Annotated in this window: 27 protein-coding genes; 22 read left to right on the forward strand and 5 right to left on the reverse strand. The window is 51.8% G+C overall.

All coding sequences use genetic code 11. The features are described 5' to 3' along the window. Positions 1–31: 31 nt before the first annotated feature. The 15 genes from KNP06_RS11375 (at position 32) to KNP06_RS11445 (ending at position 14,482) form a co-directional block, all read left to right on the forward strand. Positions 32–1,231, forward strand: coding sequence for a M48 family metallopeptidase (locus tag KNP06_RS11375; protein ID WP_214712851.1), 1,200 nt, complete (start codon positions 32–34; stop codon positions 1,229–1,231). Positions 1,232–1,338: 107 nt separating this feature from the next. Then, positions 1,339–3,087 carry a sensor histidine kinase gene (locus KNP06_RS11380; protein WP_214789108.1) on the forward strand — a complete coding sequence of 583 codons (1,749 nt, stop codon included), beginning with the start codon at positions 1,339–1,341 and terminating at the stop codon, positions 3,085–3,087. Beyond that, positions 3,084–3,791 (forward strand): response regulator transcription factor, encoded by a 708-nt coding sequence (locus KNP06_RS11385; protein ID WP_214789111.1) that lies wholly within the window; start codon positions 3,084–3,086, stop codon positions 3,789–3,791. Before KNP06_RS11380 ends, KNP06_RS11385 begins: the two co-directional genes overlap by 4 nt. Before the next feature lie 15 nt (positions 3,792–3,806). Beyond that, positions 3,807–4,520 carry a purine-nucleoside phosphorylase gene (gene deoD / locus KNP06_RS11390; protein WP_114166460.1) on the forward strand — a complete coding sequence of 238 codons (714 nt, stop codon included), beginning with the start codon at positions 3,807–3,809 and terminating at the stop codon, positions 4,518–4,520. Between the two features lie 141 nt (positions 4,521–4,661). Then, positions 4,662–5,819, forward strand: a complete 1,158-nt coding sequence (locus KNP06_RS11395) for an MFS transporter (RefSeq protein ID WP_214789114.1) — start codon at positions 4,662–4,664, stop codon at positions 5,817–5,819. Positions 5,820–5,918: 99 nt separating this feature from the next. Beyond that, the gene (locus KNP06_RS11400) at positions 5,919–7,304 is read left to right on the forward strand and encodes an aldehyde dehydrogenase (protein ID WP_214789117.1); all 1,386 of its coding nucleotides are present in this window, start codon (positions 5,919–5,921) and stop codon (positions 7,302–7,304) included. 172 nt (positions 7,305–7,476) lie between these two features. Further along, positions 7,477–8,187: a Crp/Fnr family transcriptional regulator gene (locus KNP06_RS11405; RefSeq protein WP_214789120.1), complete on the forward strand. Its 711-nt coding sequence runs from the start codon at positions 7,477–7,479 to the stop codon at positions 8,185–8,187. Positions 8,188–8,431: 244 nt separating this feature from the next. Beyond that, positions 8,432–8,551, forward strand: a complete 120-nt coding sequence (locus KNP06_RS11410; protein ID WP_232819585.1) for a cytochrome c oxidase subunit 2A — start codon at positions 8,432–8,434, stop codon at positions 8,549–8,551. 22 nt (positions 8,552–8,573) lie between these two features. Beyond that, positions 8,574–9,044 carry a cytochrome c oxidase subunit II gene (locus tag KNP06_RS11415; protein ID WP_034781134.1) on the forward strand — a complete coding sequence of 157 codons (471 nt, stop codon included), beginning with the start codon at positions 8,574–8,576 and terminating at the stop codon, positions 9,042–9,044. Then, positions 9,045–10,730, forward strand: a complete 1,686-nt coding sequence (locus tag KNP06_RS11420) for a b(o/a)3-type cytochrome-c oxidase subunit 1 (protein ID WP_251131589.1) — start codon at positions 9,045–9,047, stop codon at positions 10,728–10,730. Between the two features lie 55 nt (positions 10,731–10,785). Continuing rightward, positions 10,786–11,391 carry a kinase gene (locus KNP06_RS11425; RefSeq protein ID WP_214789123.1) on the forward strand — a complete coding sequence of 202 codons (606 nt, stop codon included), beginning with the start codon at positions 10,786–10,788 and terminating at the stop codon, positions 11,389–11,391. A gap of 124 nt (positions 11,392–11,515) precedes the next feature. Next, positions 11,516–11,908 carry a GntR family transcriptional regulator gene (locus KNP06_RS11430; protein ID WP_214708735.1) on the forward strand — a complete coding sequence of 131 codons (393 nt, stop codon included), beginning with the start codon at positions 11,516–11,518 and terminating at the stop codon, positions 11,906–11,908. Next, a complete protein-coding gene (locus KNP06_RS11435) occupies positions 11,886–12,566 on the forward strand; it encodes an ABC transporter ATP-binding protein (RefSeq protein ID WP_214789126.1) in 681 nt (226 codons plus the stop codon). The genes KNP06_RS11430 and KNP06_RS11435 overlap by 23 nt, the downstream gene beginning before the upstream one ends. Next, positions 12,563–13,369, forward strand: coding sequence for a hypothetical protein (locus tag KNP06_RS11440; RefSeq protein ID WP_214789129.1), 807 nt, complete (start codon positions 12,563–12,565; stop codon positions 13,367–13,369). The genes KNP06_RS11435 and KNP06_RS11440 overlap by 4 nt, the downstream gene beginning before the upstream one ends. Positions 13,370–13,378: 9 nt before the next feature. After that, a complete protein-coding gene (locus KNP06_RS11445; RefSeq protein WP_214789132.1) occupies positions 13,379–14,482 on the forward strand; it encodes a hypothetical protein in 1,104 nt (367 codons plus the stop codon). Positions 14,483–14,511: 29 nt separating this feature from the next. Here KNP06_RS11445 and KNP06_RS11450 read toward each other — a convergent pair whose 3' ends face one another. From KNP06_RS11450 to KNP06_RS11460, 3 genes are read right to left on the reverse strand one after another with little or no spacing between them, the layout of a single operon-like run. Beyond that, positions 14,512–15,153, reverse strand: a complete 642-nt coding sequence (locus KNP06_RS11450; RefSeq protein ID WP_138859941.1) for a hypothetical protein — start codon at positions 15,151–15,153, stop codon at positions 14,512–14,514. Then, positions 15,150–16,316 (reverse strand): DEAD/DEAH box helicase, encoded by a 1,167-nt coding sequence (locus KNP06_RS11455; RefSeq protein WP_034781120.1) that lies wholly within the window; start codon positions 16,314–16,316, stop codon positions 15,150–15,152. The genes KNP06_RS11450 and KNP06_RS11455 overlap by 4 nt, the downstream gene beginning before the upstream one ends. Before the next feature lie 54 nt (positions 16,317–16,370). Beyond that, on the reverse strand, positions 16,371–16,793 hold the full coding sequence (locus tag KNP06_RS11460) for a hypothetical protein (protein ID WP_034781118.1): 423 nt from the start codon (positions 16,791–16,793) through the stop codon (positions 16,371–16,373). A 360-nt stretch (positions 16,794–17,153) separates the two neighbouring features. Here KNP06_RS11460 and pflB point away from each other — a divergent pair, with 360 nt between their 5' ends. Further along, positions 17,154–19,400, forward strand: a complete 2,247-nt coding sequence (gene pflB / locus KNP06_RS11465) for a formate C-acetyltransferase (protein ID WP_214789135.1) — start codon at positions 17,154–17,156, stop codon at positions 19,398–19,400. Between the two features lie 59 nt (positions 19,401–19,459). After that, positions 19,460–20,176, forward strand: coding sequence for a pyruvate formate-lyase-activating protein (gene pflA, locus KNP06_RS11470; protein WP_021067805.1), 717 nt, complete (start codon positions 19,460–19,462; stop codon positions 20,174–20,176). A 39-nt stretch (positions 20,177–20,215) separates the two neighbouring features. Here the strand turns inward: pflA and KNP06_RS11475 are convergent, their stop codons facing one another. Further along, the gene (locus KNP06_RS11475) at positions 20,216–21,442 is read right to left on the reverse strand and encodes an NAD(P)-dependent malic enzyme (RefSeq protein ID WP_214789138.1); all 1,227 of its coding nucleotides are present in this window, start codon (positions 21,440–21,442) and stop codon (positions 20,216–20,218) included. Between the two features lie 209 nt (positions 21,443–21,651). Beyond that, complete coding sequence (gene rsgA, locus KNP06_RS11480) at positions 21,652–22,623, reverse strand: ribosome small subunit-dependent GTPase A (RefSeq protein WP_214789141.1); 972 nt, start codon at positions 22,621–22,623, stop codon at positions 21,652–21,654. Positions 22,624–22,868: 245 nt separating this feature from the next. Between rsgA and KNP06_RS11485 the strand changes: the two genes are divergently transcribed. From KNP06_RS11485 to KNP06_RS11505, 5 genes are all read left to right on the forward strand, one after another. After that, positions 22,869–23,252, forward strand: coding sequence for a lmo0954 family membrane protein (locus KNP06_RS11485; RefSeq protein ID WP_034781108.1), 384 nt, complete (start codon positions 22,869–22,871; stop codon positions 23,250–23,252). Positions 23,253–23,274: 22 nt separating this feature from the next. Next, positions 23,275–23,946 (forward strand): PspA/IM30 family protein, encoded by a 672-nt coding sequence (locus KNP06_RS11490; protein WP_214789144.1) that lies wholly within the window; start codon positions 23,275–23,277, stop codon positions 23,944–23,946. An 86-nt stretch (positions 23,947–24,032) separates the two neighbouring features. After that, on the forward strand, positions 24,033–24,725 hold the full coding sequence (gene liaF / locus KNP06_RS11495) for a cell wall-active antibiotics response protein LiaF (RefSeq protein WP_034781097.1): 693 nt from the start codon (positions 24,033–24,035) through the stop codon (positions 24,723–24,725). Next, positions 24,722–25,750, forward strand: coding sequence for a sensor histidine kinase (locus tag KNP06_RS11500; RefSeq protein ID WP_214789147.1), 1,029 nt, complete (start codon positions 24,722–24,724; stop codon positions 25,748–25,750). Before liaF ends, KNP06_RS11500 begins: the two co-directional genes overlap by 4 nt. After that, the gene (locus KNP06_RS11505; RefSeq protein ID WP_034781089.1) at positions 25,747–26,382 is read left to right on the forward strand and encodes a response regulator; all 636 of its coding nucleotides are present in this window, start codon (positions 25,747–25,749) and stop codon (positions 26,380–26,382) included. The genes KNP06_RS11500 and KNP06_RS11505 overlap by 4 nt, the downstream gene beginning before the upstream one ends. The last annotated feature ends 8 nt before the right edge of the window (positions 26,383–26,390 follow it).

Below are 26,390 nucleotides of genomic sequence, written 5' to 3' on the forward strand. Positions count from 1 at the left end.
ACTTCATATGGAAAATGAAGGGGATTTTTACATGAAACAATCGCAATTGGTACATAAGAACGAAACATTGTATTTTGGACTGCTCGTCGCCGCCAGCGTGTTGACGGTGGTGCTAGGAATCGTCTTCACGATTGCCTCGCTCGGCATCTTTTTATGGGTGATCGGATCAATTTTAGCACTGTCTCTATTCACACACTGGCTCCAAATCGGATATATTCGCACGAACGGCGTCAAAGTCACGGAGCGTCAATTCGCCGACCTGTATCAGACGTATCAGCGTGTCGGGCAGGAAATGGGTATTCGCTTACTCCCAGACGTGTACATTCTTCAAGCCGGAGGCGTCTTGAACGCTTTTGCGACTCGTTTCTTCCAAAAGAACATGGTCATTCTGTATTCGGATGTCGTCGAGTTGTCACGTGACGGATATACGAAAGAAGTCGAATTTGTCATTGCCCATGAGTTGGCACATATTCGCCGAAATCATGTCCAAAAACAATGGGCGATGATGCTCGGCGGTTGGATTCCGTTTTTAGGGTCGGCTTATTCGCGTGCTTGTGAGTTTACGTGTGACCGTATGGCCGCCCATCATATTCAAGATCAGGCGGCATCGAAACGTGCCCTCACGATTCTTGCCATCGGTGGCAAATTGGCAAAAGAAGTGAGCGAGTTTGACTACTTATTTGAAGCGAGTCGTGAGAACGGATTTATCGCCAAGTTGAGCGAGTTGTTATCGACACATCCGCCACTCCCGAAACGAATTGCGGCCATCGCGACGAACGCCGGTGAGACGAACGTTCCGGTCTTCAAGACGGCAGGGTATGTCAAAGGGTCGATTATCGGGACGATTGTATTGAGTGTCATTGTCAATGTGGCCATTGTCGCCTGGTTGTTCACGAGCGACGGATTGACTGGCTTCTCAGAAGGGTTCGGCTCTCTTGATGCCATGGCAGAAGAGCCGATTCAAGAACTTGCCTACAACGCCGCAACGTACGAAGAGTTTGAGGCCTTACTGGCAGACGGGGCTGACGTCAACACGCAAGACTTGTACGGCGACACGCCGCTTCATAACTTGCTCTATAATGAAGGCGTGGACATCGATACGGTTGGGTTGTTGCTTGAGAACGGCGCCGACGTCTCGCTTGAGAACGAGGACGGGATGACCCCGGCTGAACTCGCTGCCGACTCCGGTCAACCAACAGGAATCATCGAATTGATTCAATCGTACGAGTGAACAGAGAGGTTTATGGCCATGCATGTGGCCATAAACCTTTTTAACAACAGCTGTTGCAAACGCTTGCATAAGCCGTGATATAATGACAGCGAGGAGGCGATACGTGGATGAGCATTCGGACGAAGCTGACGGGAATGATTGCCTTGACGATTATCTTTCCCGTCATTTTGGCGACGATCATTTCCTTTTGGTACGTCAAAGACCGGGAGCGGGAACGGGGGCTTCAGCTCACGGAATGGTCGCTTGAGCGAGGCACACTACAGATGGAACGGTATGTCTCGGACTTGAGCCGCTTGCCGACCAGTCTGTATGCGAATCGGGATGTGCTCGATATTCTCGAGTACGGCCCGGGACTGTCGCTCGAACAGACTGAACTCGAGGTACGACGGGCGCTGCTCGGGATGTACTTATCCCGTGAGGATGTGGCCCAGATTCAACTGCTCATGCTTGAGGATATGGATTCGTTCGCCGCCTATAAGATGAAAGTGTCCCCGCGCTCGAAACGGCAGCCAAGTGAGATTCAGCAACAACTATTGAAATATGAGGAGAGCCGCGTCCTGCTTGAGGCCTCGCATCCGCTCGTGCCCTATCATGATTTCGGGCCGCTCGTCTCGGAAGAGCAGGTCGTTACACTCCATTTCCGACTCGACAAAATCGAGACGGATCAGCCACTCGCGATATTGTCGATTGATATTCCGGAGGACATTTTCATCGGCCAACTCGCCTCACTACAGAACAATCCGAGCGAGAGCCTCTGGTTCGTCGGGGGAGGCAATCAAGTGTTCGCACAACTCGGTGACGGTGAAATCCCGCAAAATGTATCGACGAACTCGCTGTCGAGCGATGGAAAGCATCACCGTATCGTCAAAGCGTTCGAGTTTGAGAACCAGACGTTCTACGTCGGAAAATCGATACCGGATCGATTGTTGACCGAGCCGGCGTCGCGGACGTCGTTCATCATCTTTGTCGTCGGGATGGTGTCGCTCGTATTGGCATTGATTGGGGCGACCTATGCCTCGATGCGTTTGACGACTCCAATCAAGACGCTCACGTCGAACATTTGGCGAATCGAACAAGGGGACATGACGGTCTCATTCGATTCCCTCGGAAATGATGAGTTCGGTGTGCTCGGACGGCAATTCAAACGGATGATCGAACGCATTGACGATTTGATTCAACGAGAATATCGTCTAGCGCTCGAAAATCGGACGAATGAACTGAGAGCGCTCCAAGCCCAGACGAACCCACATTTTTTATTCAACGCCTTGCAGTCGATTGGGACGCTCGCGTTGAAAGGGGACGGTAAGACGGTGTACCGTCTGATTACCCAACTCTCGTCGATGATGCGTTACACGATGCATCCGGACGAATCGATGGTGACGCTTAGGCGAGAAGTCGACCACCTCACGTCTTACATTCGGCTGCAGCAAGTCCGTTTCCCGGATCAATTTGAGATTGAGGTCGATGTGCCGGAGCCGCTCCTCGATTTGATTGTGCCGAAGATGATTTTGCAGCCGCTCGCCGAGAACTTTTTCAAACACGGATTTGAGCGGGACGGGTCAACGGAGGCGAACCGATTCTCCCTGCACGTTCAGCAATCCGGGACAGACCTCGTCATCCGTTGCGAGAACAGTGGTCGGCCCATCCCCGTTCGAGAGCTCGATGCCCTACAAGAGCGAATCGACTTATCGACAGCGCCGGTTCATGGGGCAGAAGGTACCGGTTTAAAGAACATTCGCGATCGACTCATGTTAAACTATAATCGGGAGGCTCAGTTTATGTTGGCTACACCAGAGACAGGCGGATTTCGTATCGTCATGCGTTTCCCGGCCGTGAAGGAGGCGGATGCGTCATGACGAAAGTATTGATCGTCGACGATGAGTCGCCGGTACGGGAAGCAGTGAAACTGCTCGGGGAGTGGGAACGGCTCGGGGTCACGAAAGTGATTGAGGCACAGGACGGGGAAGAAGCGAAACGAATCATCGCCAAGGAACGGCCGGCGTTGATTTTATCGGACCTGCAGATGCCTCGCTGTAACGGCATCGAGTTGATGGAATGGGTTCATACGGAGGCGGAAGCTTCCAAACTCATCGTCTTGACGGGCTATGACGAATATTCGTACATGCGGCGCGCGATTCAGCTCGGTAGTTTCGACTATTTGTTGAAACCGATCGACCCGGACGTCTTGAACGAGACGCTGGCACGCGCCCTCGCGGATGTCACTCCTGCCGAAGAAGATTCGATTCTACAGATCGGTGCGTTCATCGAGCGCCATTATGCGGAAGAACTCAGCTTACAAGGGATGAGCGAACGCTTTTACTTGAGCCGCGAATACATATCGCGTCGTTTCAAACAGCAGTACGGCGTCAACTTATCCGAATACTTGCTGTCGATCCGGATGCTCGAGGCGAAACGTCTCCTTGAGACGAGTAGACAACGTATATATGAAGTCGCCCAAGCGGTCGGCTTTTCGGATGATAAATATTTCCGAAAAGTCTTCAAAAAACAGGTTGGCATCACCCCGAACGAATATCGGGAACAGTGTCAACGATTATCTTGAAGGAGGAATTTAATCATGAGTGTACACATTGGGGCAGAAGCAGGACAAATCGCAGAAACGGTATTATTGCCAGGAGATCCGCTTCGCGCGAAATATATCGCGGAAACTTTCCTCGAAGACGTCGAGTTATACAACGAAGTCCGTGGGATGTATGGCTTCACTGGAACGTATAAAGGGAAACGCATTTCCGTTCAAGGGACAGGGATGGGTGTTCCGTCGATGTCGATTTACGTGAACGAATTGATCATGTCATACGGCGCCAAAAACTTGATTCGTGTTGGTACGGCCGGCGGGATTCAAGAAGATGTCAAAGTACGTGACGTCGTCATCGCGATGAGCGCATCGAGTGAAATGGGCCAAAACCGGGTCCGCTTCGACGGCATGGACTATGCACCAACAGCGACGTTCGACCTCCTACATCGCGCCTATATGAATGCTGAAAAGGCTGGCATCCCGGTCAAGGTCGGTCAAATCTTCACAGCCGACCAGTTCTACCAAGATGATTTCCACCATTTCAAGAAGTGGGCCGACTTCGGTTGCCTCGCAATTGAGATGGAAGCGGCAGGTCTTTACACACTCGCTGCAAAACATAAAGTGAACGCATTGACGATCCTCACGATCTCGGACCACTTGTTGACAGGTGAAGAAACGACGTCGGAAGAGCGTCAATCGACGTTTGACGAGATGATCCGTGTCGCACTCGACACAGCGGTCGAAGTCACAAATTAATGAGCGCGCCTTACAGACAAGTGGTTTGTAAGGCGTTTTTGTGTCCGCGCGCCTTCCCGTGTATACAAAGTGAAACCGGCAAGCTAGACTGAAGCTGAAACGAACAGTTCGAAAATTGGGCTGTACGAAGGAGTTGTGTCCATGAATAGAGCATCCGCTTTTGTCATTTATAGTATCGTCTTTTTTGCTTTCTTTGATCTTTTTGCCCAACTTCCGGTCATGAGCACGTTCGCGACATCGGTCGGCGCGACACCGTTCATCGCCGGCCTCGTCATCGCCATCTATTCGTTGTCGAACACGTTCGGCAATATATTGTCCGGCATCTGGACCGACCGCATCGGTCCGATCGTCATCTTGCTCGTCGGTCTCGCGCTGTCGAGCCTCAGTCTCTTGTCGTACCACCTCGTCGACACATCGACGACGCTTCTCATCGTCCGCATCGTGCACGGGTTCGTCGCCGGCTTGATCGTACCGGCCGCATTCACGTTGTCTGCCAATCTGACCGCAGCGAACCGTCAAGGGAAGAAAGTGGCATTGACCGGCAGTTTTGTCGGGTTGGCGGCCATTATCGGGCCAGCGTTTAGTGGGATCATGGCGAGTCGAACGACTGTCCCCGTCGTTTTCACGTACGTCGCGTTTTATGGGATGATGGTCGCATTACTCGCGCTCATCTTTTTACGTCCGTCGAAACTGTCGCTCGGAACATCGAGCCGTCAAGAGGAAGGGAAATCACGGCTTGAACGTGACGTCGTGAAGGCGTATATCGGTGCCTTCCTTTTAATGTTCTCGCAAGGTGCGATCGCGTTTTTGCTACCACTTTATGTACAGTCGCTCGGCTATGACTCCCGCTTAAGCGGGACACTGCTTAGTACGTTCGGAATCATGGCGGTGCTCGTATTTGTGTTACCAACGAACCGTTTGTTCGATCAAATCGAACCAGCGAAACTTGCGGCACTCGGTGTCGGCATTCTTGGTGTGAGCCAACTGTTGATCGGCCGTGCCGAGACATCTAGTCTCTTATACGGGGTGCTCGCCTTGTATGGTGTCGGTTTCGCGATCTTATTCCCAGCCATCAACACGATGTTGATCAAAGCCACCAACCATGCCAACCGTGGCAAATCCTACGGATATTTTTATGCCTTCTTCTCGCTTGGGACGGTAACGGGCTCGGCTTTTTTAGGCTGGCTTTCCATCACGTTGACGCAAAAATTCACGGTGACCGGAGGCATCTTGCTCGCCGCCGGGTTGGTTCTCGTCATGATGCAACAAGCGAAAAAGCGGAACGTGCCCGTGAGATAAGGCAGACCGAGAGTGTGCGGAGCGAAGGTTCAAAATGGTCGATGGCCAAGAGAAAATGATAAGATGAAGCTAGCGCTATCATCTAAGGGAGGCAGATTTATGCTCGCACCAATCGAACAGTTGACCATCGAAGAGCTCATCCGTAAACAACGTCGCTTCTATCGGACACAAGCGACCAAATCGCTCGCATTCCGTCTCAGTATGCTGACGTTTTTAAAAGAATCGATCAAACATCATGAGGCCGAAATTCTCCAAGCGTTGGAGCAGGATTTGAACAAATCGGAACTCGACGCGTTCACGACGGAAATTGGTTTCGTCTACGATGAGATTACACGGACGACTCGTGAGTTGAAACGTTGGATGCGCCCGAAGCGAGTCCGCGGTGCTTCGATTCATCTCGGGACGAAAAGTGAGGTCATGTATGAACCTTATGGCACGGTACTGATTATCGCTCCATGGAACTACCCGTTTCAATTGGCAATGGCACCGCTCATCGGAGCGATTGCCGCAGGGAACACGGCCGTCGTGAAGCCTTCGGAATTGACACCGAACGTCGCCCAAATAATCACAAAAGTGCTCGAACGGGCGTTCACTGACCGCTACGTCGTCAGCGTTGAAGGAGATAAAGACGTGGCGACGGAACTGCTCGCAAAGAAGTGGGACCATATCTTCTTCACTGGGTCGACACCGGTCGGAAAAATTGTCATGGAGGCGGCGGCGAAACATTTGACGCCGGTCACGCTTGAGCTCGGCGGGAAATCGCCGGCCATCGTCCATGACGATGCCAATATCGAGATTGCGGCGAAACGGATCGCTTGGGGCAAATGGATGAACGCCGGGCAAACGTGCGTCGCTCCAGACTATGTCCTCGTCCATGAATCGAAACGAGGGGTATTCCTCGAAGCCATTAAACGTGAAGCGTTCACGATGTTCGGGAATGGCGTCGGGACGAAGCGGTTCACACGAATCGTCAATGAGACACATTTCGACCGTTTGACCGGATATTTGACGGAAGGCGACGTATTTTTCGGAGGTCAGACCGACCGAGATCAATTGAAGATCGCTCCGACTGTATTGACGGACATCGAAGAAGACGCAAACGTTATGAAGGATGAGATTTTTGGGCCGATTCTACCGGTACTCACGTATCGTCAACTCGATGAAGTGATTGATTTCGTTGCAGCGCGCCCACACCCGCTCGCGCTTTATTTGTTCACTGAGACGAAAGAGGTGGAGCAGAAGGTGATGAAGCATCTCACGTTTGGCGGAGGTTGTGTCAATGATGTCCTTATGCATTTGACGAACCCGAACCTGCCGTTCGGTGGCGTCGGTGAGAGCGGAATGGGCTCGTATCATGGTCGCTACAGCTTTGAGACGTTCAGCCATGCCAAATCGATTTTACGCAATACGACGAAATTTGATTTGCCGGTTCGTTATCCGAACTTCAAAGGAGCCGAGAAGTTGATTCGACTCGTCTACCGATGATCGGATTAGACTGCAGAGAGCCTGCAGTCTTTTTTTGTGAACGAAAAAATAAGAAGATTGTTTGAAATGTCACATACTTTTATGAAAATGCCCATTGCCCTCCTGTATAATAAAACCATATATCACGCACGAGGCCAGATTAGGCATGAGACCAGTGGAGGGAGCAGACAACATGACTATGAAATGTGGGACGACCCAACCGAACAGCTTCGTCTTCTCAGAAGAGACGAAACAGCTCTTATTCGAGATGATGACGTTTCAAGAATATTCAAAAGCGAGTATCGTTTGTTGGGAAGGCGAAAGATGCAGTAAGTTCTTTTATTTGAAGAGCGGTACCGTCAAATTCACGAAACTGACGAAAAAAGGGAGTTCGCTCATCATGTTCATATACGGCGCTGACGACTTCTTTGGAGAGTTCGACATCGACGATGTATTCCCGAGCTCCTATAGTATCGAGACGACCGAGGACAGTGTCATCGGCTGGATTTCAAAACAAGAGATGGACGAGCTCGTGCGTCAAGACGCACAGCTGGCCACGGAGGTGTTGCGTTGGACATCGATGATGCGCAAACAGTCCGAGATGAAGTTGCGTGACTTGTTGCTCTATGGGAAGCCAGGGGCGCTCGCCTCGACGTTGCTTCGCATGGCGGCAATGCACGGCGTAGAGGAGACAGAGGGGGTCACAGTTCCGACACATCCGTCTGACGGCGAACTCGGACAATTGATCGGTGCACCTCGCGAAACGGTCAATCGAATGATGAACCAGTGGCGGAAAGAAGGCGTGTTAACGACGACTCCGACATCGATGGTGTTGCATGACATCGATTTCCTAAAAGAGCTATGTTACTGCGAAGGCTGTCCCGCCGGTATTTGTCGGCTTTGACTTGCCGTTCATAAGCATTGAAAAACGTGCGGCGTCACAACATGAGAACATGAACAGGTGATTGGACCGACTGATGTCGGAGCAATCGCCTTTTTGTATGCCTTTTTTCCAAATGTGAACTTTATGTGTGGAAACTACGCAAATTTGATGTGATTGTCACTTTTGAAGTGACAAATGTCACATATTAATCAGTGCCCCTTTTCATACAATGAAAGTGGAAATCAAAGGGAAAGGGGTCCTTCACGTGGAGAAAAACGATGGACAAGAACCGAACTTAAAAGGCACGTTCACATCGGTCATGATTGTCGCTGGCGTCATCATTGCCATGTGGTCGTCGGTCTTTTACTTATTTGTGACACGATAACGAGCAAGAGGAGGGAAGCACGATGCATATTCATAAACTTGAGAAGTATTGGTTAGTATTCGGCATTATTCTATTAGGTGTCTTTTTGACAGTGCTCGGTATTTCTGCGTTTGCGGCAGGGAATCAGCCGGCTTCGGACGCCGATTTGATCGACCCGGCAAAAGTGCATCAAACTGCACCGTTCGACAAACCAGGGCTTCATAAAATCGGTGACAACGAGTATGAGCTCGTCATGGTCGCCCAAGCGTTCACATTCACACCGGGCAATGTGGAAATCCCAAAAGGGGCGAAAGTCACGTTTCTCGTCACGTCACCGGACGTCGTCCACGGGTTCCAATTGACAGGGACACCGGTCAATATGATGGTCGTGCCAGGTCACATCAACTCGCTCACGTATACGTTCGAAGAAGCAGGCGAATTCTTGATTCTATGTAACGAATACTGTGGAACCGGACATCACATGATGTCGACAAAAATTAAGGTGGTGGACTAAATGAATGACGTAGCCTCAAAATTAAAACAGTGGGAAATGGAACGCGGCGTACCGGTACCAAGTATCGGTGTTAAAGAAGCGCGCCTCGCCTATGCCCATATCGTCATTTCGGTCCTCGCCGTCTTAATCGGCGGTTTGGCAGGACTCATGCAGACGCTCATCCGAACCGGTGTCATCCCAGAAGTGTTCGGCTATTATCAACTGTTGACAGCACACGGCATCATGCTCGGTCTCGTTTTCACGACAATGTTTATTATCGGTCTGCTTTACGCGCTGCTCGCTAAGTCGTTCGGACGCTTTGAGTCATTTCCGACACGGGTTGCTTGGCTCGGGTTTTGGATGATTATCGCCGGTGCCGTGCTCGTCACAATCATGGTGCTTGCCAATAAAGCGACCGTTTTGTATACGTTCTACGCGCCACTCATGGCCGATCCAGTGTTCTATATCGGTCTCGTCTTGTTCGTCGTCGGGACATGGTTGTCGGCGTTCGCCATGTTCCGGATGTATGCGGACTATAAACGGGAAAATCCAGGCGTGCATCCGCCGCTTCCAGCGTATATGAGTATCATGACGATGCTCTTGTGGGTCATCGCCACGCTCGGTGTCGCCGGAACGATTTTATTCCAACTGCTCCCGCTCTCGCTCGGATGGAAAGACACGGTCGGAATCGAGTTATCACGGACGCTGTTCTGGTATTTCGGTCACCCACTCGTCTATTTCTGGCTCATGCCGGCCTATATCGTCTGGTATACGGTCGTGCCGAAAGTCATCGGCGGAAAGATTTTCTCAGATGCACTCGCCCGGATGGCGTTCCTCTTGTTCCTCCTGTTCTCGTTCCCGGTCGGTTTCCACCACCAATTGACAGAGCCGGGAATTGAGCCGTTTTGGAAGTTCGTTCAAGTCATCTTGACGTTCCTCGTCGTCATCCCGTCGTTTATGACGGCATTCTCGCTGTTTGCGACGTTCGAACTTCGCGGTCGTGCCCTCGGTGCTCGCGGGTTATTCGGTTGGGTCAAGAAGATGCCATATGGGGATGTCCGTTTCCTCGCGCCGTTCGTGGGCATGTTGTTCTTCATTCCAGCCGGAGCCGGCGGGATCATCAACGCATCGCACCAATTGAACGCGATGGTCCACAACACACTTTGGGTCACAGGTCACTTCCATATCACAGTCGGGACGGCCGTCGCCTTGACGTTCTTCGGAACGGCATATTGGCTCGTACCGGTATTGCGCGGTCGTACACTCACGAAAAAGATGAACCGACTCGGATTGATTCAAACGGGAACGTGGGCGTTTGGGATGTCAATCATGTCTTACGCAATGCACATCTCAGGACTCCAAGGTAACCCGCGTCGGACCGGTCCGGCGACGTACTTCTCCGACGCACTCACGCGCGAATGGATTCCATACCATATCGCCATGGCGATCGGCGGGACGATCCTGTTGATCTCGGTCCTCATCTTCGTCTATTCGATGTTCAACTTGTCGTTCCTCGCGCCGAAAGGAGAAGAAGAGTTTCCGCTCGCTGAGACGGAAGAGGCGGCGATGGAGACGCCACGTTTCTTCGAGAATTGGAAGTTATGGATCACTGTCACGTTCGTATTGATTGCGTTCGCCTATACGATCCCGATTTGGCACTTGATTGAAAGTGCGCCTCCGGGAGCGAAAGGCTGGGTGCTCTGGTAAACTGAAGTCAGCCCTTTAGCGGGGCTGACTTTTTTTGTGGGAAGGAGATGAGGGGATGGACACTTTACGGGAAACCATTCGTCGAGAACACGCCAAGCATCCGCAAGGCCGGCCGTTCATCATCGCCATCGATGGATTGAGCGGAGCTGGGAAGACGACGCTTGTTGATCAACTGCGCGGGACCTCACCGAAGGAAGTGATGCTACATATCGATGATTTTATCGTCGAGCGGCATCGGCGTTACGAGACGGGACAATCGGAAGCGATGGAATATTATGCGCTCCAATGGGACGTCGACTTACTTGTCCAGACGTTGTTCGAACCGTTGCGGCAAGGGGAGACAACGCTGACGTTACCGTACTATGCGCGCGACCGGGACGAAATCGTCATGCGAAAAATCGAGATTGCTCCGAACGCACTTGTCTTGATTGAAGGGATTTTTTTATTGCGGGACGAGTGGCGCCCTTATTTTGACTACGTCGTCTATCTCGACTGTCCGCGGGAGGTCCGGTATGAACGGGTCTTGAATCGTGATACGTATATCGGCGATTTGTCGGAGCGGATTGCCAAGTACGAGCTCCGGTACTGGCCCGGAGAAGTGCATTATTTGAAGACGGTTAATCCGAAAGCCAAGGCCAATCACATCGTTCAATCCAGTTGACGCATCCACTTATAGGAGGATGCGTTTTTATTTTGGAAAAAACTGTTGACTCCGTTAGTGTACTATGGTGATAATACAGTCAGGTAGTGTATTAGTCGCATCATACACTTAGAGAGGTGACCACATGATCATACAATTCAACACGAGAGCCCCGGTCTACATCCAAGTCGTCGACTACTTCAAAAAGAAAATGGCACTTGGCGAACTGAAAGCGGGCGAAGAGATGCCGTCGCGGCGTGAGTTAGCGAGCGAATTGAAAATTAACCCGAACACCGTCCAAAAGGCGTTCAAAGAAATGGAGGAACAACAATTGATTACGACCGAACGGAATCGCCCAAGTCGCGTAACGACGGATGAACATGTATTGAAACGGATCCGTACCGAACTCGTCGATGAAGCGGTCGCCGTCTTCGTCGAATCGATTCAAGAACTCGACGTCACGATGGATGAGCTCGTCGATAAAATCAAACGGCAATACGGGGAGGGGAATCTCGATGATCGAAGTATTGGGAGTTAAAAAACGTTACCGGAGAAAACAAGTTATCGAAGACGTGTCGTTCACGGCCCAAAAAGGAGAAATCACGTGCCTGATCGGCTTGAATGGGACCGGGAAGTCGACCATTCTCAAAGGGATCATGGGGCTGACGCGATTCGACCGGGGCACGGTGCTCGTCGACGGCAAACCGCTCGACTTGAATCGTGTCGCGTTCGTACCGGATCATTCGACGTTCCCCATCCATTTCACCATTGAACAGTGCGAGGCGTTCATGCGCGACTTTTATCCAAAGTTCGACCCGAAATTGTTTGCCCGTCTTGTCGATGAGTTCAAGCTGTTCCCCGAGGACAAGTTGAATGAACTCTCAAAAGGGACGCTCGCGAAAGTGAATTTGGCGCTCGGCATCGCCCAAGACCCGGACTATTTATTGCTCGACGAACCGTTCTCGGGCATCGACGTATTCTCGAAAGAACAAATCGTCGAGTTGTTCTCGAGTGACATCATGGAAGACCGCGGCGTCTTGATCACGACGCATGAGATTGAAGACATCGAATATTTGGTCGATAAGGCCGTCATGTTGAACAACGGTCGAATCGTCCGTGAGTTCGACGTCGAGGACGTCCGCTTCATTCATGGGAAGTCGATCGTCGACGTCATGAGAGAGGAGTATGGCGCATGAATCTATTGAAACTACTCGGATGGGAAGTCGAGCGGATGACGAAACCGTATCTCATCTTAATCACATTGCTCGTCGTCACGCAGTTCGCATGGCTCGGTATCTTCTTATGGAGCGAGACGAACATGTATGAAGAGATGCGTCGTACCGGAACGCCGGATTATGTCATGGCGTTCGGAAATTATATCGGCGGGACGCCTTTCATCTTGTCGATCGGCGTGGCCGTCGCCGCGATGTTGCTCTATAGTTTTTGGATTTGGTACCGCGACTTCCAAGGACGCGGGACGTTCATGATGCGGCTGTTGCTCATGCCGCAACAACGGATGCTCGTCTTCGGAGCGAAGCTCGCGACGATGATGTTGATGGTGCTCGGCCTCTTATCGGTCCAATGGATTGCGCTCAAACTCCAGTACATAGCGTTTTCGAGTTGGTTCGATTCGCAAATGGTTCCAATGCGTGGCTCCTTCGAACAAGCCATCGGCTACGATGGGGCGCTCTCGGTCATGTTCCCGGCGTCACTGTTCAACTTCTTCGTCCATCAATTGTTAATCGTCCTCGTCGTTCTGTTCATCTTCGCATTTGTGTTGATGGAACGGAGCCTATGGCAACGGACGGTGTGGTCGTCGATCATTGCGATGCTGATACTTGGAACGTTGATTGTCGTTCCTGTGACGGCACTTTTTTTCCTGGAGAACCGCTTGTTTATGGATGAGATGACGCTTGTGATTGGTCTCGGTCTAATGGCATGGATGATGGCAGCGGTGTGGATTAGTCGTCGTTACCTAATGAAGAAATTAAGTGTGTGAGGTGAGCGTATGAAACGAATGTGGAATGTGGTCGCACTCGGTGCGGTCGTCGTCATCGGTCTCGGGACGTTCGCTTTCGATATGCGGGACACGAAAGCGGAATGGGAGTTAGATGTCAAAACGAATCCTAGTGTGTGGAAGTCACAAACGGTTGGTCTATTTTACGGAACGGAAGAAGAAGGTACGACGGAACGATTCCAATTGACGACCGATCGTAGTCGTGTGATGAGCAATGTGAACTATATCGAAGAGGCGTTAAATTATCGGAGTGAGGTAGATCCGTCAGTTCGTGGTTTTTATCGAGAATTGTCTGGCTTAAGTTTTATGCAATCGATTCGAACAGCTGACGGCTATATTGGCGTCGGTCAGAACGGGAACAAAGAGATTGCGGTGTTCCGAATGAATGGACAAGAAGTCACCAAACAAGTCTTTGGGAATGAAGTTGATGGCGCTTCTGAATTGATGGACAGTCCTTGGGCCGGCCTCTTTGTTCATGACGGAAACGTGCATGTCATTTACCGAGATGGTTATGGAGAGAATCCAGAGACGAAAATTGCTAGGTTCGATGAGGCTGCCAAACAAATCGTGATTGAGAGCGTGGCGTTACAAGATGAATCCATTTCGACCGTGACTGGAACGTCGTGGGCTTTCCGACCGCACATGGCGACGATTGACGCGGATAATCGGTTCATCCCGGTTGGCATGACCGAGCAAACATCCATCACGGAAAATGGAGAAACTTATTTAAGTGAGCAAGAAAAGATTGGGATTTATGCGTATGATGCGGAAACGAAGCAAGTCGTTGAATTGATGCCAGACGGTGACATGTGGAACGCGACGGTGTACGAGGATCAATTGATTTCGTTACAGGAAGACGGGACCGAATTCGTCATCGATTTGAAGACTGGGAAGCAGTCGACACGTTCGGTCATCGATGGTTCGGTCGGCACGACCTCATACATCGGGGATCGACTGTACCATGCCCGTCCTACGAAAGACGGGGCCGTCATCGACGTCTATCGAGATGGAAAAGCCATCTCGAGCGCCACGGTGAAAGCGACGAACGACGAGGCGAAAGCATTGGTGACCAACACAGAATATTACGTGGAATAAAAAATAAGCGAGAGGCGCCCGCCTCTCGCTTATTTTGATGGTTTCGGGATGATAATCCCTTCTTCTAAATCAAGCAACATGTCGATCAGTTCCGCACAGAACTCCGGGAACTGGTCGAGGAACGCACCTGGACCGACCTCGTCGGTGAAATCGATATACAGGTCCGATACGTTACCGGCCATCTTCGCCGGGAGGGCGAGGAACGCCGATCCGAACCGCCAGTTGCCGCGGATATCGAGCAGTTTGCCGAGCATCACATCGCCCGGTTCACGAGCCTCCGGAAGCGTCACTTTGTAGATTTCTTTCGTCTCCCAATCGCGTAAACCGTCCTCGGTCACTTCGAAGACCGAGCAGCGCGGGACCGCCAAGCCCCGAAGCGCGTGATAGAGGGCGGGGGACATCTCGGTTTTGTGATCCGCCAAGTACCGACCATGCGGCGTCATCCCGTCTTCGTCCGTCTCGAAGAAGACGGCCCAATCGATGAACAAGTCGCGGAACAACTCCGCGTCTTTCAAGTGCCACGTGCCTTCCGAGGCGATCTCTTGTATATAGTTCGTCCATTGCGTGCTGCGCGCGAGCGCGGCCTGCTCATACATTTTTTTCAGCTCGGCCAGCAATTCGGACTCTTCTACGAGCAAAGGGAATGGAATTACTTTCCGGTCTTTTTTCATCGGCGTGGTCCTCGTTTATTCGCAGGACGCTTGACGACCGGCGGTTTATCCTCGATTCGCTTCTCGATGACGTCGCCACGGTAAATCTCGAGTTCTTTCAATTCAACGCCGAGTTGACGGGCGAACGATTTCAAATGGGTCAAATCCTCATCTGTCACGAGCGAGAGCACGGTCCCGGCCGCATTCCCGCGTGCCGTCCGGCCTGAGCGGTGAATAAAGTCATCGATTGATTCTGGCAAGTCGAAGTGGACGACGTGCGTCACTTCCTCGATATCGAGACCACGGGCTGCGAGGCCAGTCGTGATGAGGAGCGGGTAGTCACCCTTCCGGAACTCACGAAGTGTTTCGACACGTTCGCGCTTTCCTTTCAAGCTGTCGAGCATGCGATAGTTCACTTTCATCTTGTCGAGCTCACCTTTCAACGGTGGCAAGAACGACCGGTTGTTGATGAAAGCGAGCGCTTTGACGTTGTCGACGTGAGACAGGCGGCGGAGCAACTCTGGTTTATACCGGCGCGTCGTCAACATGTAGCCATAGGTGACTTGTGCGCTTACCGCCCGCTCGATTTTCACGTGGGCCGGTTCGTTCAAGAATGGGGCAGCCCAAGCTTGAAGCGTGTCTGTGAGTGTCGCCGAGACGAGGGCGATTTGATGTTCATGCGCCGTATGTTTGATGATCCGTTCGGCAGATTCTGTCAAACCGCTATCGATGATTTGATCGGCTTCGTCGAGGACGATCGTATGCGTCTCGTGAAGTTTCAACTTTTTCTTCTCAATGAGTTCGACGAGTCGGCCCGGTGTCCCGACGATTAAATGTGGTTTTTTCTTCAACCGGTCGATTTGACGTTTCAACTCGACGCCACCGATGAACGAAGCGATGCGGACGTCACCTTTCTCGGTGAAGCGTTGCGCGACCGTTTGAATCTGCATGACGAGTTCACGCGTCGGCGCGACGATGACGACTTGGATGCGGTCGTTCGAAGCGTCGATTTTTTCGATGGCGGGTAATAAGTAAGCAAGTGTCTTCCCGGTACCTGTCGGCGCTTCGATCGTGACGTCTTTTCCGTCAAGAAGAAGCGGGAAGGCTTCCGCTTGGACCGGCATTGGTTCAGTAAAGCCAAGGCGATCCCAGGCTTCGTTAATAAATGGTTTTGTAAAGTTCATATCAATTCTCCTTATCGTGGGGCAAAAACAAAGGAAGCATAAGCGCTCCCTGTCTTAGATATAGCGAACATGTTCAGTATCTTGGTCGAATGAAGAACGGAGTGTCTGTGTGAACGTCTGTCCGTCCTCGATGAGTTTGATGTGCACATCGATTTGGTCAGCCGACGCCTCGACGCCTTCGACGGTGAAGCCTTGATACACACGATACTGCAATTCTTTCGTCAACCGTTCGTATGAAGCGAGCTCTGGATACGTCGCTGCCACGTCAATCGGGCGCGAGATGAGAGCAACGAGCAAGTTATCGCGGTAGTCGATGAAATCCTCGTTTTCGATGTCGTCGTCAAACCGAATCCAAAAACCTGCGTCTTCAAATTCTGTGATGAATCCGTCACGTTGTTCACCGTTTTCCTCTACTTTAAGAGAGATGCGGTCACCGGTCTTTAAATCGTGAGCGGCTGTCAATAATTCGTACGTCATGGGAAGAACCCCTTCCTCTTCTACAATGTTCTGCCTTCATTGTGTCCGATATAAGGCAAAAATTCAAGTTCTATCCCCGAGGTGTGAGGTACATCACTACGAAAACTGTATAAATCGTCACATCCCATCTGAAATGATACAGAAATGAGTTGAATCCTGCCGTAACAAGACTTATCTGTTTCATAAGGAAGAGTGTTTGCATTATAACAGTATTTAAAGCGCTTACAAAAACGGCTTTATGCCAACGTTCATTAGATTGTTACAAATTTCACAAGAACGTAAAACAAAATGTTCACGTTTTCACGTACACTCAACTTATAGAAAGCACGCAGTTATCTCAACTATGAGGAGTGACCCACAATGGCAACCGAAATTAAATCAGCCTGGTCAGGATTTGTACCTGGGCAGTGGACGAACGAAGTGAACGTCGGTGAGTTTATCCGTTTGAACCGACACGAGTACACCGGGAACGATTCGTTCTTGGAGGGACCGACGGAAGCGACGAATCAGCTTTGGGCACAAGTGATGGAATTGACGAAAGAAGAGCGGGAACGCGGTGGTGTTTGGGCGGTCGATCAAAACAACCCATCGACAATCGTATCGCACGGACCGGGATACTTAAACAAAGAGCTCGAGAAAGTGGTCGGTGTTCAAACGGACGAGCCGTTCAAACGTTCGATTCATCCAAACGGCGGGATCCGGATGGTCGACGCTGCCCTTGAGTCATACGGTTTCGAGCCGAACCCTGAAATCACAAAGATTTATTCGGAAATTCGCAAAACGCATAACCAAGGTGTCTTCGATGCGTACACACCTGAGATGCGGGCGGCGCGGAAGTCAGGGATCATCACAGGTCTTCCTGACGCTTACGGCCGGGGACGGATTATCGGCGACTACCGTCGTGTTGCCTTGTACGGGTTAGACTTCTTGATTGCAGAACGTAAAAAAGACTTGGCGAACCGTGGCGGTTTCTTATCAGAGTCAGATATTCGGACACGGGAAGAAATGTCTGAGCAGCTCCGTGCCCTCCAAGAGTTGAAACAACTCGGTGCGGCGTACGGGTTTGACCTCGGCCGTCCGGCGGAAAATACACAAGAGGCGTACCAATGGGTATATCTTGCATATCTCGCAGCCGTCAAAGAACAGAACGGCGCCGCGATGTCACTTGGACGTGTCTCGACATTCCTCGATGTTTACGCAGAACGTGATATCGAAGCAGGTCGTTTGACCGAGTCAGACGTTCAAGAAATCGTCGACCACTTCATCATGAAGCTCCGGATCGTCAAATTCTTGCGCACGCCTGACTACAACGAATTGTTCTCGGGTGACCCAACGTGGGTGACCGAGTCAATCGGTGGGATGAGTGAGGATGGTCGCTCGAACGTGACGAAGAGCTCATTCCGCTTCTTGCACTCACTCTCAAACCTCGGGCCAGCACCAGAACCGAACTTGACGGTGCTTTGGTCGACGAAATTGCCAGAAGGATTTAAACAATATTGCGCGAAGATGTCGATTGAGACGTCCGCCATCCAATATGAGAACGACGACCTCATGCTTCCAGAGTTTGGCGACGACTACGGCATCGCCTGCTGTGTGTCACCGATGAAGATCGGGAAACAGATGCAGTTCTTCGGTGCCCGCGCCAACATGGCAAAAGCACTCCTTTACAGCATGAACGGAGGCCGCGATGAGAAGAGCGGCGACCAAATCGCACCGGTTTGGGAGATGAACACCGAAGACGTGCTCACGTACGACAAAGTGTATGCCGACTTCGATCGGACGCTCGATTGGCTCGCCGAGCTCTACGTCAACACGCTCAACGTCATCCACTTCATGCACGATAAATATGCGTACGAACGGATCGAGATGGCACTTCATGACCCAGAAATCCTACGGACGATGGCATGCGGAATCGCCGGTCTCTCGGTCACAGCAGATAGTCTGTCAGCCATCAAATATGCGACCGTGAAACCGGTCCGCAACGAGCAAGGCATTGCTGTCGACTTCGAGACAGAAGGCGACTTCCCTAAATTCGGAAACAACGATGACCGTGTCGATTCAATCGCCGTCGAACTCGTTGAGTCGTTCATGGAAAAAGTGCGTAAGCATAAAACATACCGCGACGCGCTCCATACGCAATCGGTCTTGACGATCACATCAAACGTCGTCTACGGCAAGAAAACAGGGAACACACCGGACGGACGCCGTGCCGGCGAACCGTTCGCCCCAGGTGCGAACCCGATGCATGGCCGCGATACGAAAGGTGCTGCCGCATCGCTCTCATCAGTTGCGAAACTTCCGTTCGAGCATGCGCAAGACGGGATCTCATACACGTTCTCGATCGTACCGAAAGCACTAGGCAAAGAAGAAGTAGCTCGTGAACTCAACTTGGCGGCACTTCTTGACGGCTATATGGGCGGCGAGCATAAAGGACATCACTTGAACGTCAACGTCTTCAACCGTGAAACGTTGCTCGATGCGATGGAGCATCCGGAAGAATATCCACAGCTCACCATCCGCGTCTCTGGCTATGCGGTCAACTTCATCAAGTTGACGCGCGAACAACAAATCGACGTCATCAACCGGACGTTCCACGGTTCATTGTAAGTAATCAAGGCTTGGCGGCCTTCTTCTGAAGGCCGCTCATTCGTTAGGAGGTCATTTCGATGACAATGGGATATGTACACTCGGTCGAATCGTTTGGAACCGTTGACGGCCCGGGAATTCGTTTTATCGTCTTTTTACAAGGTTGTGCGCTTCGTTGCTTGTATTGCCACAACGCTGACACGTGGGATTTCAAAAAGAATAACCATCGTTCGGCCGAGGACGTCATTCAAGAAGCGCTCAGCTATCGTCCGTTCATGGAAGCATCAAAAGGCGGTATCACGATTTCAGGGGGCGACCCGCTCGCGCAGCCAGAGTTTTTAGAAGCGCTCTTGCGTGAAGCGAAGAAACACGGGCTCCACACGACACTCGACACGTCGGGTGCACTTCGTCCCCCTAACCTGGACGCCATCTTAGATCATACGGATCTCGTCTTACTCGATATCAAACATATCGACGATGACATGTGTAAGAAACTGACGGGACGGAGCAACGTCAACACGCTCGCGCTTGCTGAACATTTATCCGAGCGCGGAACGAAAATGTGGATTCGCCACGTCCTCGTCCCAGAATGGACACTTGATGAAGGAGCGCTCCGCCGCACGGCCGCGTTCATTCAAAAGCTCGACCACGTCGAGAAAGTCGAAATTTTGCCGTACCATGAGATGGGTGTCTATAAATGGGAGGCACTCGGTCTCGACTATCCGCTCAAAGGGATTAAACCCCCGACGACGGAAGAAGTCGAATGGGCGGAAGGGATCTTACAAGGAACCGTTTAAAAAACTGCGCAGACCGTCATGGTCTGCGCAGTTTTTAGATTACAAATGTTTTTGACTGACGTGCTGACGGATGGCGGCCTCATCGAGTGGGCGCTTGGCGACGCCGGTCTCGACGGCGGCTTTGGCAACCGCGACCGCCACGGCCGGTGCGATTCGTTCATCGAATGGGCTTGGGATGACGACACCGTTCGCCAAATCTTCTTCGGTCAATAAATCGGCAATCGCGTGGACCGCCGCTTCCTTCATCTCTTCGTTGATCTCGGTGGCGCGAACGTCAAGCGCCCCGCGGAAAATACCAGGGAAGGCGAGGACGTTGTTCACTTGGTTGGCGAAGTCGGAACGACCGGTCGCGACGACACGCGCCCCGGCTTTTGTCGCGAGGTCCGGCATGATTTCCGGAATCGGGTTCGCGAGTGCGAAGATGACCGGGTCGACAGCCATCGAACGAACCATCTCTTCGGTGACGGCACCGGCCGCCGAGACGCCGATGAAGACATCGGCACCTTGAAGCACATCGGCGAGCGTCCCTTCATGTTGCTTCCGGTTTGTCGCTTTGGCGATTTGATCTTTGAACGGGTTCATCCCTTCGACGCGTCCTTCGTAAATTGCGCCTTTCGTGTCACAGATGACGAGGTCTTCGACGCCGAAACGCTTCAACAGTTTCGCGATGGCGATGCCGGCAGCCCCGGCACCGTTCATGACGACCCGAAGTTCAGGCATCGTCTTGTCGACGAGTCGCAGTGCGTTGACGAGACCTGCTAGGACAACGATGGCCGTCCCGTGTTGGTCGTCATGGAAGACGGGAATCGGGAGCGTCTGTTTCAGGCGCGCCTCGATCTCGAAACATTCGGGCGCCTTGATGTCTTCTAAGTTAACGGCACCGAATGTCGGCGCAAGTAATTCGACCGTCCGGACGATCTCGTCGACGTTATGCGTGTCGAGACAGATGGGGAACGCATCGACCCCGGCAAAGCTTTTGAACAAGACGGCTTTCCCTTCCATGACCGGGAGCGCGGCCTCTGGACCGATATTGCCGAGGCCGAGGACGGCACTTCCGTCCGAGACGACGGCGACCGTGTTGGCACGGAGGGTATAATCGTAAGACAATTCTTTATCTTCAGCGATGCGACGGGACGGTTCGGCGACACCCGGTGAGTAGGCGAGGCTGAGCGCTTCTTTCGTGTCGACGTCGACTTTCGGTGTCGTTTCCAATTTCCCGTGGTGCATGGCGTGCATCTCAAGTGCGCGTTCGTTCAATGTTTTCATAAGTCTCTCCCTGTGTGCTAGCGATTTTCATCTGTGCGAATACGAATCCATTGTAGCGGAGAAACCGCTTTCTTTCGAGGGTTTTGCCTGCATTTATGCGAACTATTTCTGAACGATTGTTCACAAATGTCGGATTGGTGATAAGACTTGGTGCTAGGGCAGGAAAGTCGAAAAAGGAGCCACAGTTTTTCTGTGACTCCTCTCTTAGATTAAGCTTTCGTTTTTCGTTTCTTCTTCTCAGCGAGACGTGCCGCCTCTGTTTGCCGTTTTTCCGCGTAGCGGAGCTCGCGCTCGAGCTTGACGAAGCTCTGATAGCGTTTCGCATCGAGTATACCGTTTTTGATGGCGGATCGGACGGCACAGCCCGGTTCGGTGCTGTGCGAACAGTCCCGGAACCGACACGTCTCGGCGAGTGCCTCGATATCCCGAAACGTGTCGTCGAGGTGATCGGCCCCGTCCCAAAGTCCGAACTCACGCATGCCCGGGGTGTCGATGACGAACAAATTGTCAATCCGGAACAGTTCACGATGTGTCGTCGTGTGCTTGCCGCGTTCATCGCTCTCGCGTACGGCTTGTGTCTCGGCGACGGTCTCACCGGCAAGCGCGTTCGTCAGTGACGATTTCCCGACGCCGGACGAACCGACGAGTACGATCGTGCTTTCGCTTGGCAGTGCGGCTCGCAACGCCTCGACGCCGTCGCCTGTGAGTGAACTGACAGGGAAGACATCGACCCCCGGAACCGTCAAAGCGAGCTCATCGACGAGCGCCTCGGCGTTGTCGACTTGGTCCGATTTCGTCAAGATGATGAGCGGTGTGGCTCCGGTTTCCCACGCGGCGAGCGAATAGCGCTCGAGCCGGCGCAGGTTGAAATCATGTCCGCACGCCATCGTGATCAAGATAAAATCGACGTTCGCGCAGATCAATTGTTCGCGCGTCTCGTTGCCGGCCGCTGCCCGTGACAGGACAGTGCGCCGCTCAAGGAGACGCCGAATCACGCCTTGACCATGCTCACGAACGGTGAACTCGACGAAGTCGCCGATGACCGGATAGTCGCGCTCGCTTTCGGCCTCATGTCGGAATTTCCCGGTGACACTGCACGTATAGTTCGCACTTTCAGTCGTGATGGTATACATATGTTGGAACTGTGCCGTGACACGTCCCGTTGTCGTTGTTTGATTCAAATAGAATCCTCCTTTTAGTTGTGGAGGACAGTCGCCCTCCTGTTGGCTGACAAAGTGTGTACTGCGAATTGTACGGTGCTCATAAAACATCATCCTTTCTGTTGTTCGATGCATCTAGTATAGCACACGATTTGAGAACGCTATCATCTCAGTCTACAGACCGAGGGAAAACAAGCCTTCCGCTCGTCGCACTATTGAAAATAACGTATTATGATAAGAGTGTACTTAACGAGGAGGGATAATCGATGAATCGCCAGGTGAAGCAAGTATTGTTCATTGTGGCCGCGATCTCTTTAGTTCTCGTTCTAATCGGCTTTTTACCGAACATGATCATGTTCGGTTTGGGGGCGCTCTTAGCACTGTGGGCTGGAGTCAGATTCATGGCCGTGACACATGTCGGCGCAAAAATCGGTTACGGCGCGCTTGCCGTGATCGGGATCATCACAATTTTATCGAATATTTGGGCGTTGATCGGGATTGTGGTGGCATGGGTATTGTTTAAAGGGTATATGATGTATGCCAACCAAAAACAAGACGTCGAGATTTTCAATGCGGACGGGTCGCGTGCGAGCCGCAGCAGTTTTCAATCGTTCGATCAAGTTTGGCAGAAGTTTGTAAACCGTCGCTAAGATTCAAAAGGAGGACATCAAGATGAAAACACCATTTGACCAGTTTCGTGATTTAGCTAACGAGTTGACGAAAGAACTATCGAAAGAGATGAAGAAGTTTCAAGATAAAGAGGGGCCACGTTCGGCTCCACGCTCAAGTGGGGAAGCCGAATTGAACCGCCATATCCGCGGTGCTGAAAAAGAGGCGCTGTCAGTCGAACGTCTCGTTGAGCGTCAAAAGTCATTGCTCGAGGAACTTGCTACAAAACGCGATGACGCCAAGCAGATGGCCGATAAGCGTTACGAGCAGACGGAACTCGCCAAACAAGCAGGCGAAGACAAGCTCGCCGAACGGGCAGCTCTCGAGTCGAAGCACTACGGCGAGCAGTATCGTTATTTTGAAGGTCTCCTCGACGAAGGAGCACGTGAACTCGATGCCCTCGAGCGCCGAGCTCTCGAGATGCGACTGAAACTCGATGAGATGCAAAACAAACGGTATGAGTTCGCAATGCGTGAGAACCTGGATTTATTGAAAGGTACGCTCGATCAAATCTTCGGGGCAGAGACGTCGAAGACACATCCATTCACGGAAGAAGAGAAAAAAGCAGAAGAGAAGAAACAAGAACCGGCCGCTGAAGAGAAGATCGATCCAGCGGACGAAGATGATTTCGAAGCAAAACTAAAAGAACTTGAGCGTCGTTTCAAACAAGATTGATGCAACGGTTCAGCGATGGTCCGACGAATGGTTGGGCCATCGCTTCTTTGCTTCATGTTACATACTGTTAGAGAGGGGGAAGCAATGTGGAACGTTGGAACACACGCCAAATCATCGGCTTTATGATTATTCTATTCGCCATTGGACTATTTATCGATATCGCGACGGGTGGTAACAGCGTCCTCTTCAGCATGGTCGTCCCGCTATTGTTGCTGTATATCGGGCGTCGTTTTAGCCGCAAAGGCAATCAGCCGGTCAGCTATATCTTTTACGGGATTGGCGGTATCATGCTCGTCGGGCTCATCTTCTCGTCGGCGGCGTTCGGTTTTGTATTGTCAGGTTTATTGCTCATGTTCGGCTATCGACTGTACAAGAATCGTCCGCTCGAATCGAGTCGGTTCAAGTCACATATCCGACAAGAACAGGCCTTTTCGTTCGGGACGAAAGAGAGCGGTCACTACGTGCTTCAAGACACAAATGAATTCTTCTTGTTGCGTGACGTCGAACTCGACTTGTCGCGCGCCATCATTCCGGAGGGAGAGACGTTCTTACTATTGAACGGACTCGCCGGGGACGTCCGAATTCTCATTCCGGCCGGCTACGATTACTCGATTGATGCATCAATCGGATTCGGCAAGATTCAAGTCGATGAGTCGAACTATTCACCGGTGTTCAACCGTCGCTTTTACACGGCTTCGGACGATTATCAAGCAGCAACACGGAAAGTCCGCATCCATATCGTGCTCATGAGCGGAAGTGTCGAGGTGATGACCGTATGAAGAAGGATTCGTATCCAAGGACGGTCGTCTGGCATCAGTTATTTAGCAGCCTACTGACGGCACTGTTCGTCACGATCGCATTTTTAATAGGTGACTCGACTTCACTCCGAGATTTGTTCACACGTGAAGAAGGGTTGCCTTTCGGTGTGTCTATCCTCGTCATCGCCGTCTTGATTGGTAGCATCTTCGGGGTCGGTTCGTATTTTTATTTGCGACGCGACTTCCGGGAAGTGGCGATTGCCTTGTGGAAGCTTGAGAATCAAAAAGAGATTACATTCCGTCCATTGTCGCCTTATCGAGATACACTCGAACGGATTGCCCGGATTTCTAAGCAACGCACGGAAATGATTGAGATGGCCAAACGGGTCGGGGACCGACCTGTCAGTGTCGAGGAAGCGCGCAGCGAAGCAGTCGTCGAAGAACGGCGCCGTGTCGCCCGTGAACTCCATGACTCGGTCAGTCAGCAACTGTACGCCATCTCGATGATGACGACGGCGGCCAAACAGACGATCACTTCAAAACCAGACGTGGCGGCCAAACAAATCGAGCAGGTCGAAGTGATGGCACAAACGGCTCAGGCGGAAATGCGCTCGCTTCTGTTGCAACTCCGTCCGGTCGAGCTCGAAGGAATGACGCTCAAGACGGGAATCGAGCGCCTGTTAGAAGAACTGTCACGCAAACAATCGACCGAGCTCGTATGGCGCCTCGAAGAAGTCGAATTGTCGCGACATACTGAGAATGAACTGTTCCGCATCGTCCAAGAAGCGATCAGCAACACGCTTCGCCATGCGAAAGCGAAACGACTTGAAATCGAAATGCGGACCGTGCAACGGACGGTCATCTTAAAAATAAACGACGACGGAATCGGCTTTAATGTCGATGATACACAAGTCGCCTCATATGGCTTACAATCGATAAGAGAGAGGACGGCTGAGGTCGGCGGGACGTTACGACTCGTCAGTGTGCCAGGCGTCGGTACTCAGATTGAAGTGCGTGTGAAACAACAAGTGGAGGGGTTAGAATGATTCGAGTCGTATTGATTGATGACCATGAGATGGTGCGGGCCGGCGTCTCGGCGTTTCTGTCGACGCAGCCTGACATCGAAGTCGTCGGAGAAGCATCGGATGGCGCGACAGGGGCCGAGCTTGCCATCGCCGAGAAGCCCGATGTCGTCTTGATGGATTTAGTGATGGAGCCTGTCGATGGGGTCGAGTCGACGAAGCGGATCAAAGCGAGTTGGAAAGAGGCCAAGATTTTGGTCGTGACGAGTTTCTTGGATGACGAGAAAGTGTATCCGGTCATCGAGGCCGGGGCGATGAGTTACGTCTTGAAAACGGCGAACGCCAACGAGATCGCCGATGCGATTCGTCAAACGGCAGCCGGCAATCCGGTCATGGCCGCCCAAGTGACGGGCAAGATGCTCGAACGGCTCCGACATCCGGAAAAGACGTTGCACGAGAGTCTGACGGCAAGGGAACGTGAGATTTTGCAATTGATGGCGGAAGGGAAATCGAACCAAGTCATCGCCGATGAACTATACATCTCGTTGAAGACGGTGAAGACACACGTCTCCAACATTTTGACGAAGCTTGACGTCTACGACCGGACGCAAGCCGTCGTTTATGCGTTTCAACATAATATCGTCAGTAAAGGATGAACAGGGTG

Origin of the sequence: Exiguobacterium sp. s21 (assembly GCF_018617975.1) — a bacterium.
GTDB classification, from domain to species: domain Bacteria; phylum Bacillota; class Bacilli; order Exiguobacteriales; family Exiguobacteriaceae; genus Exiguobacterium; species Exiguobacterium mexicanum_A.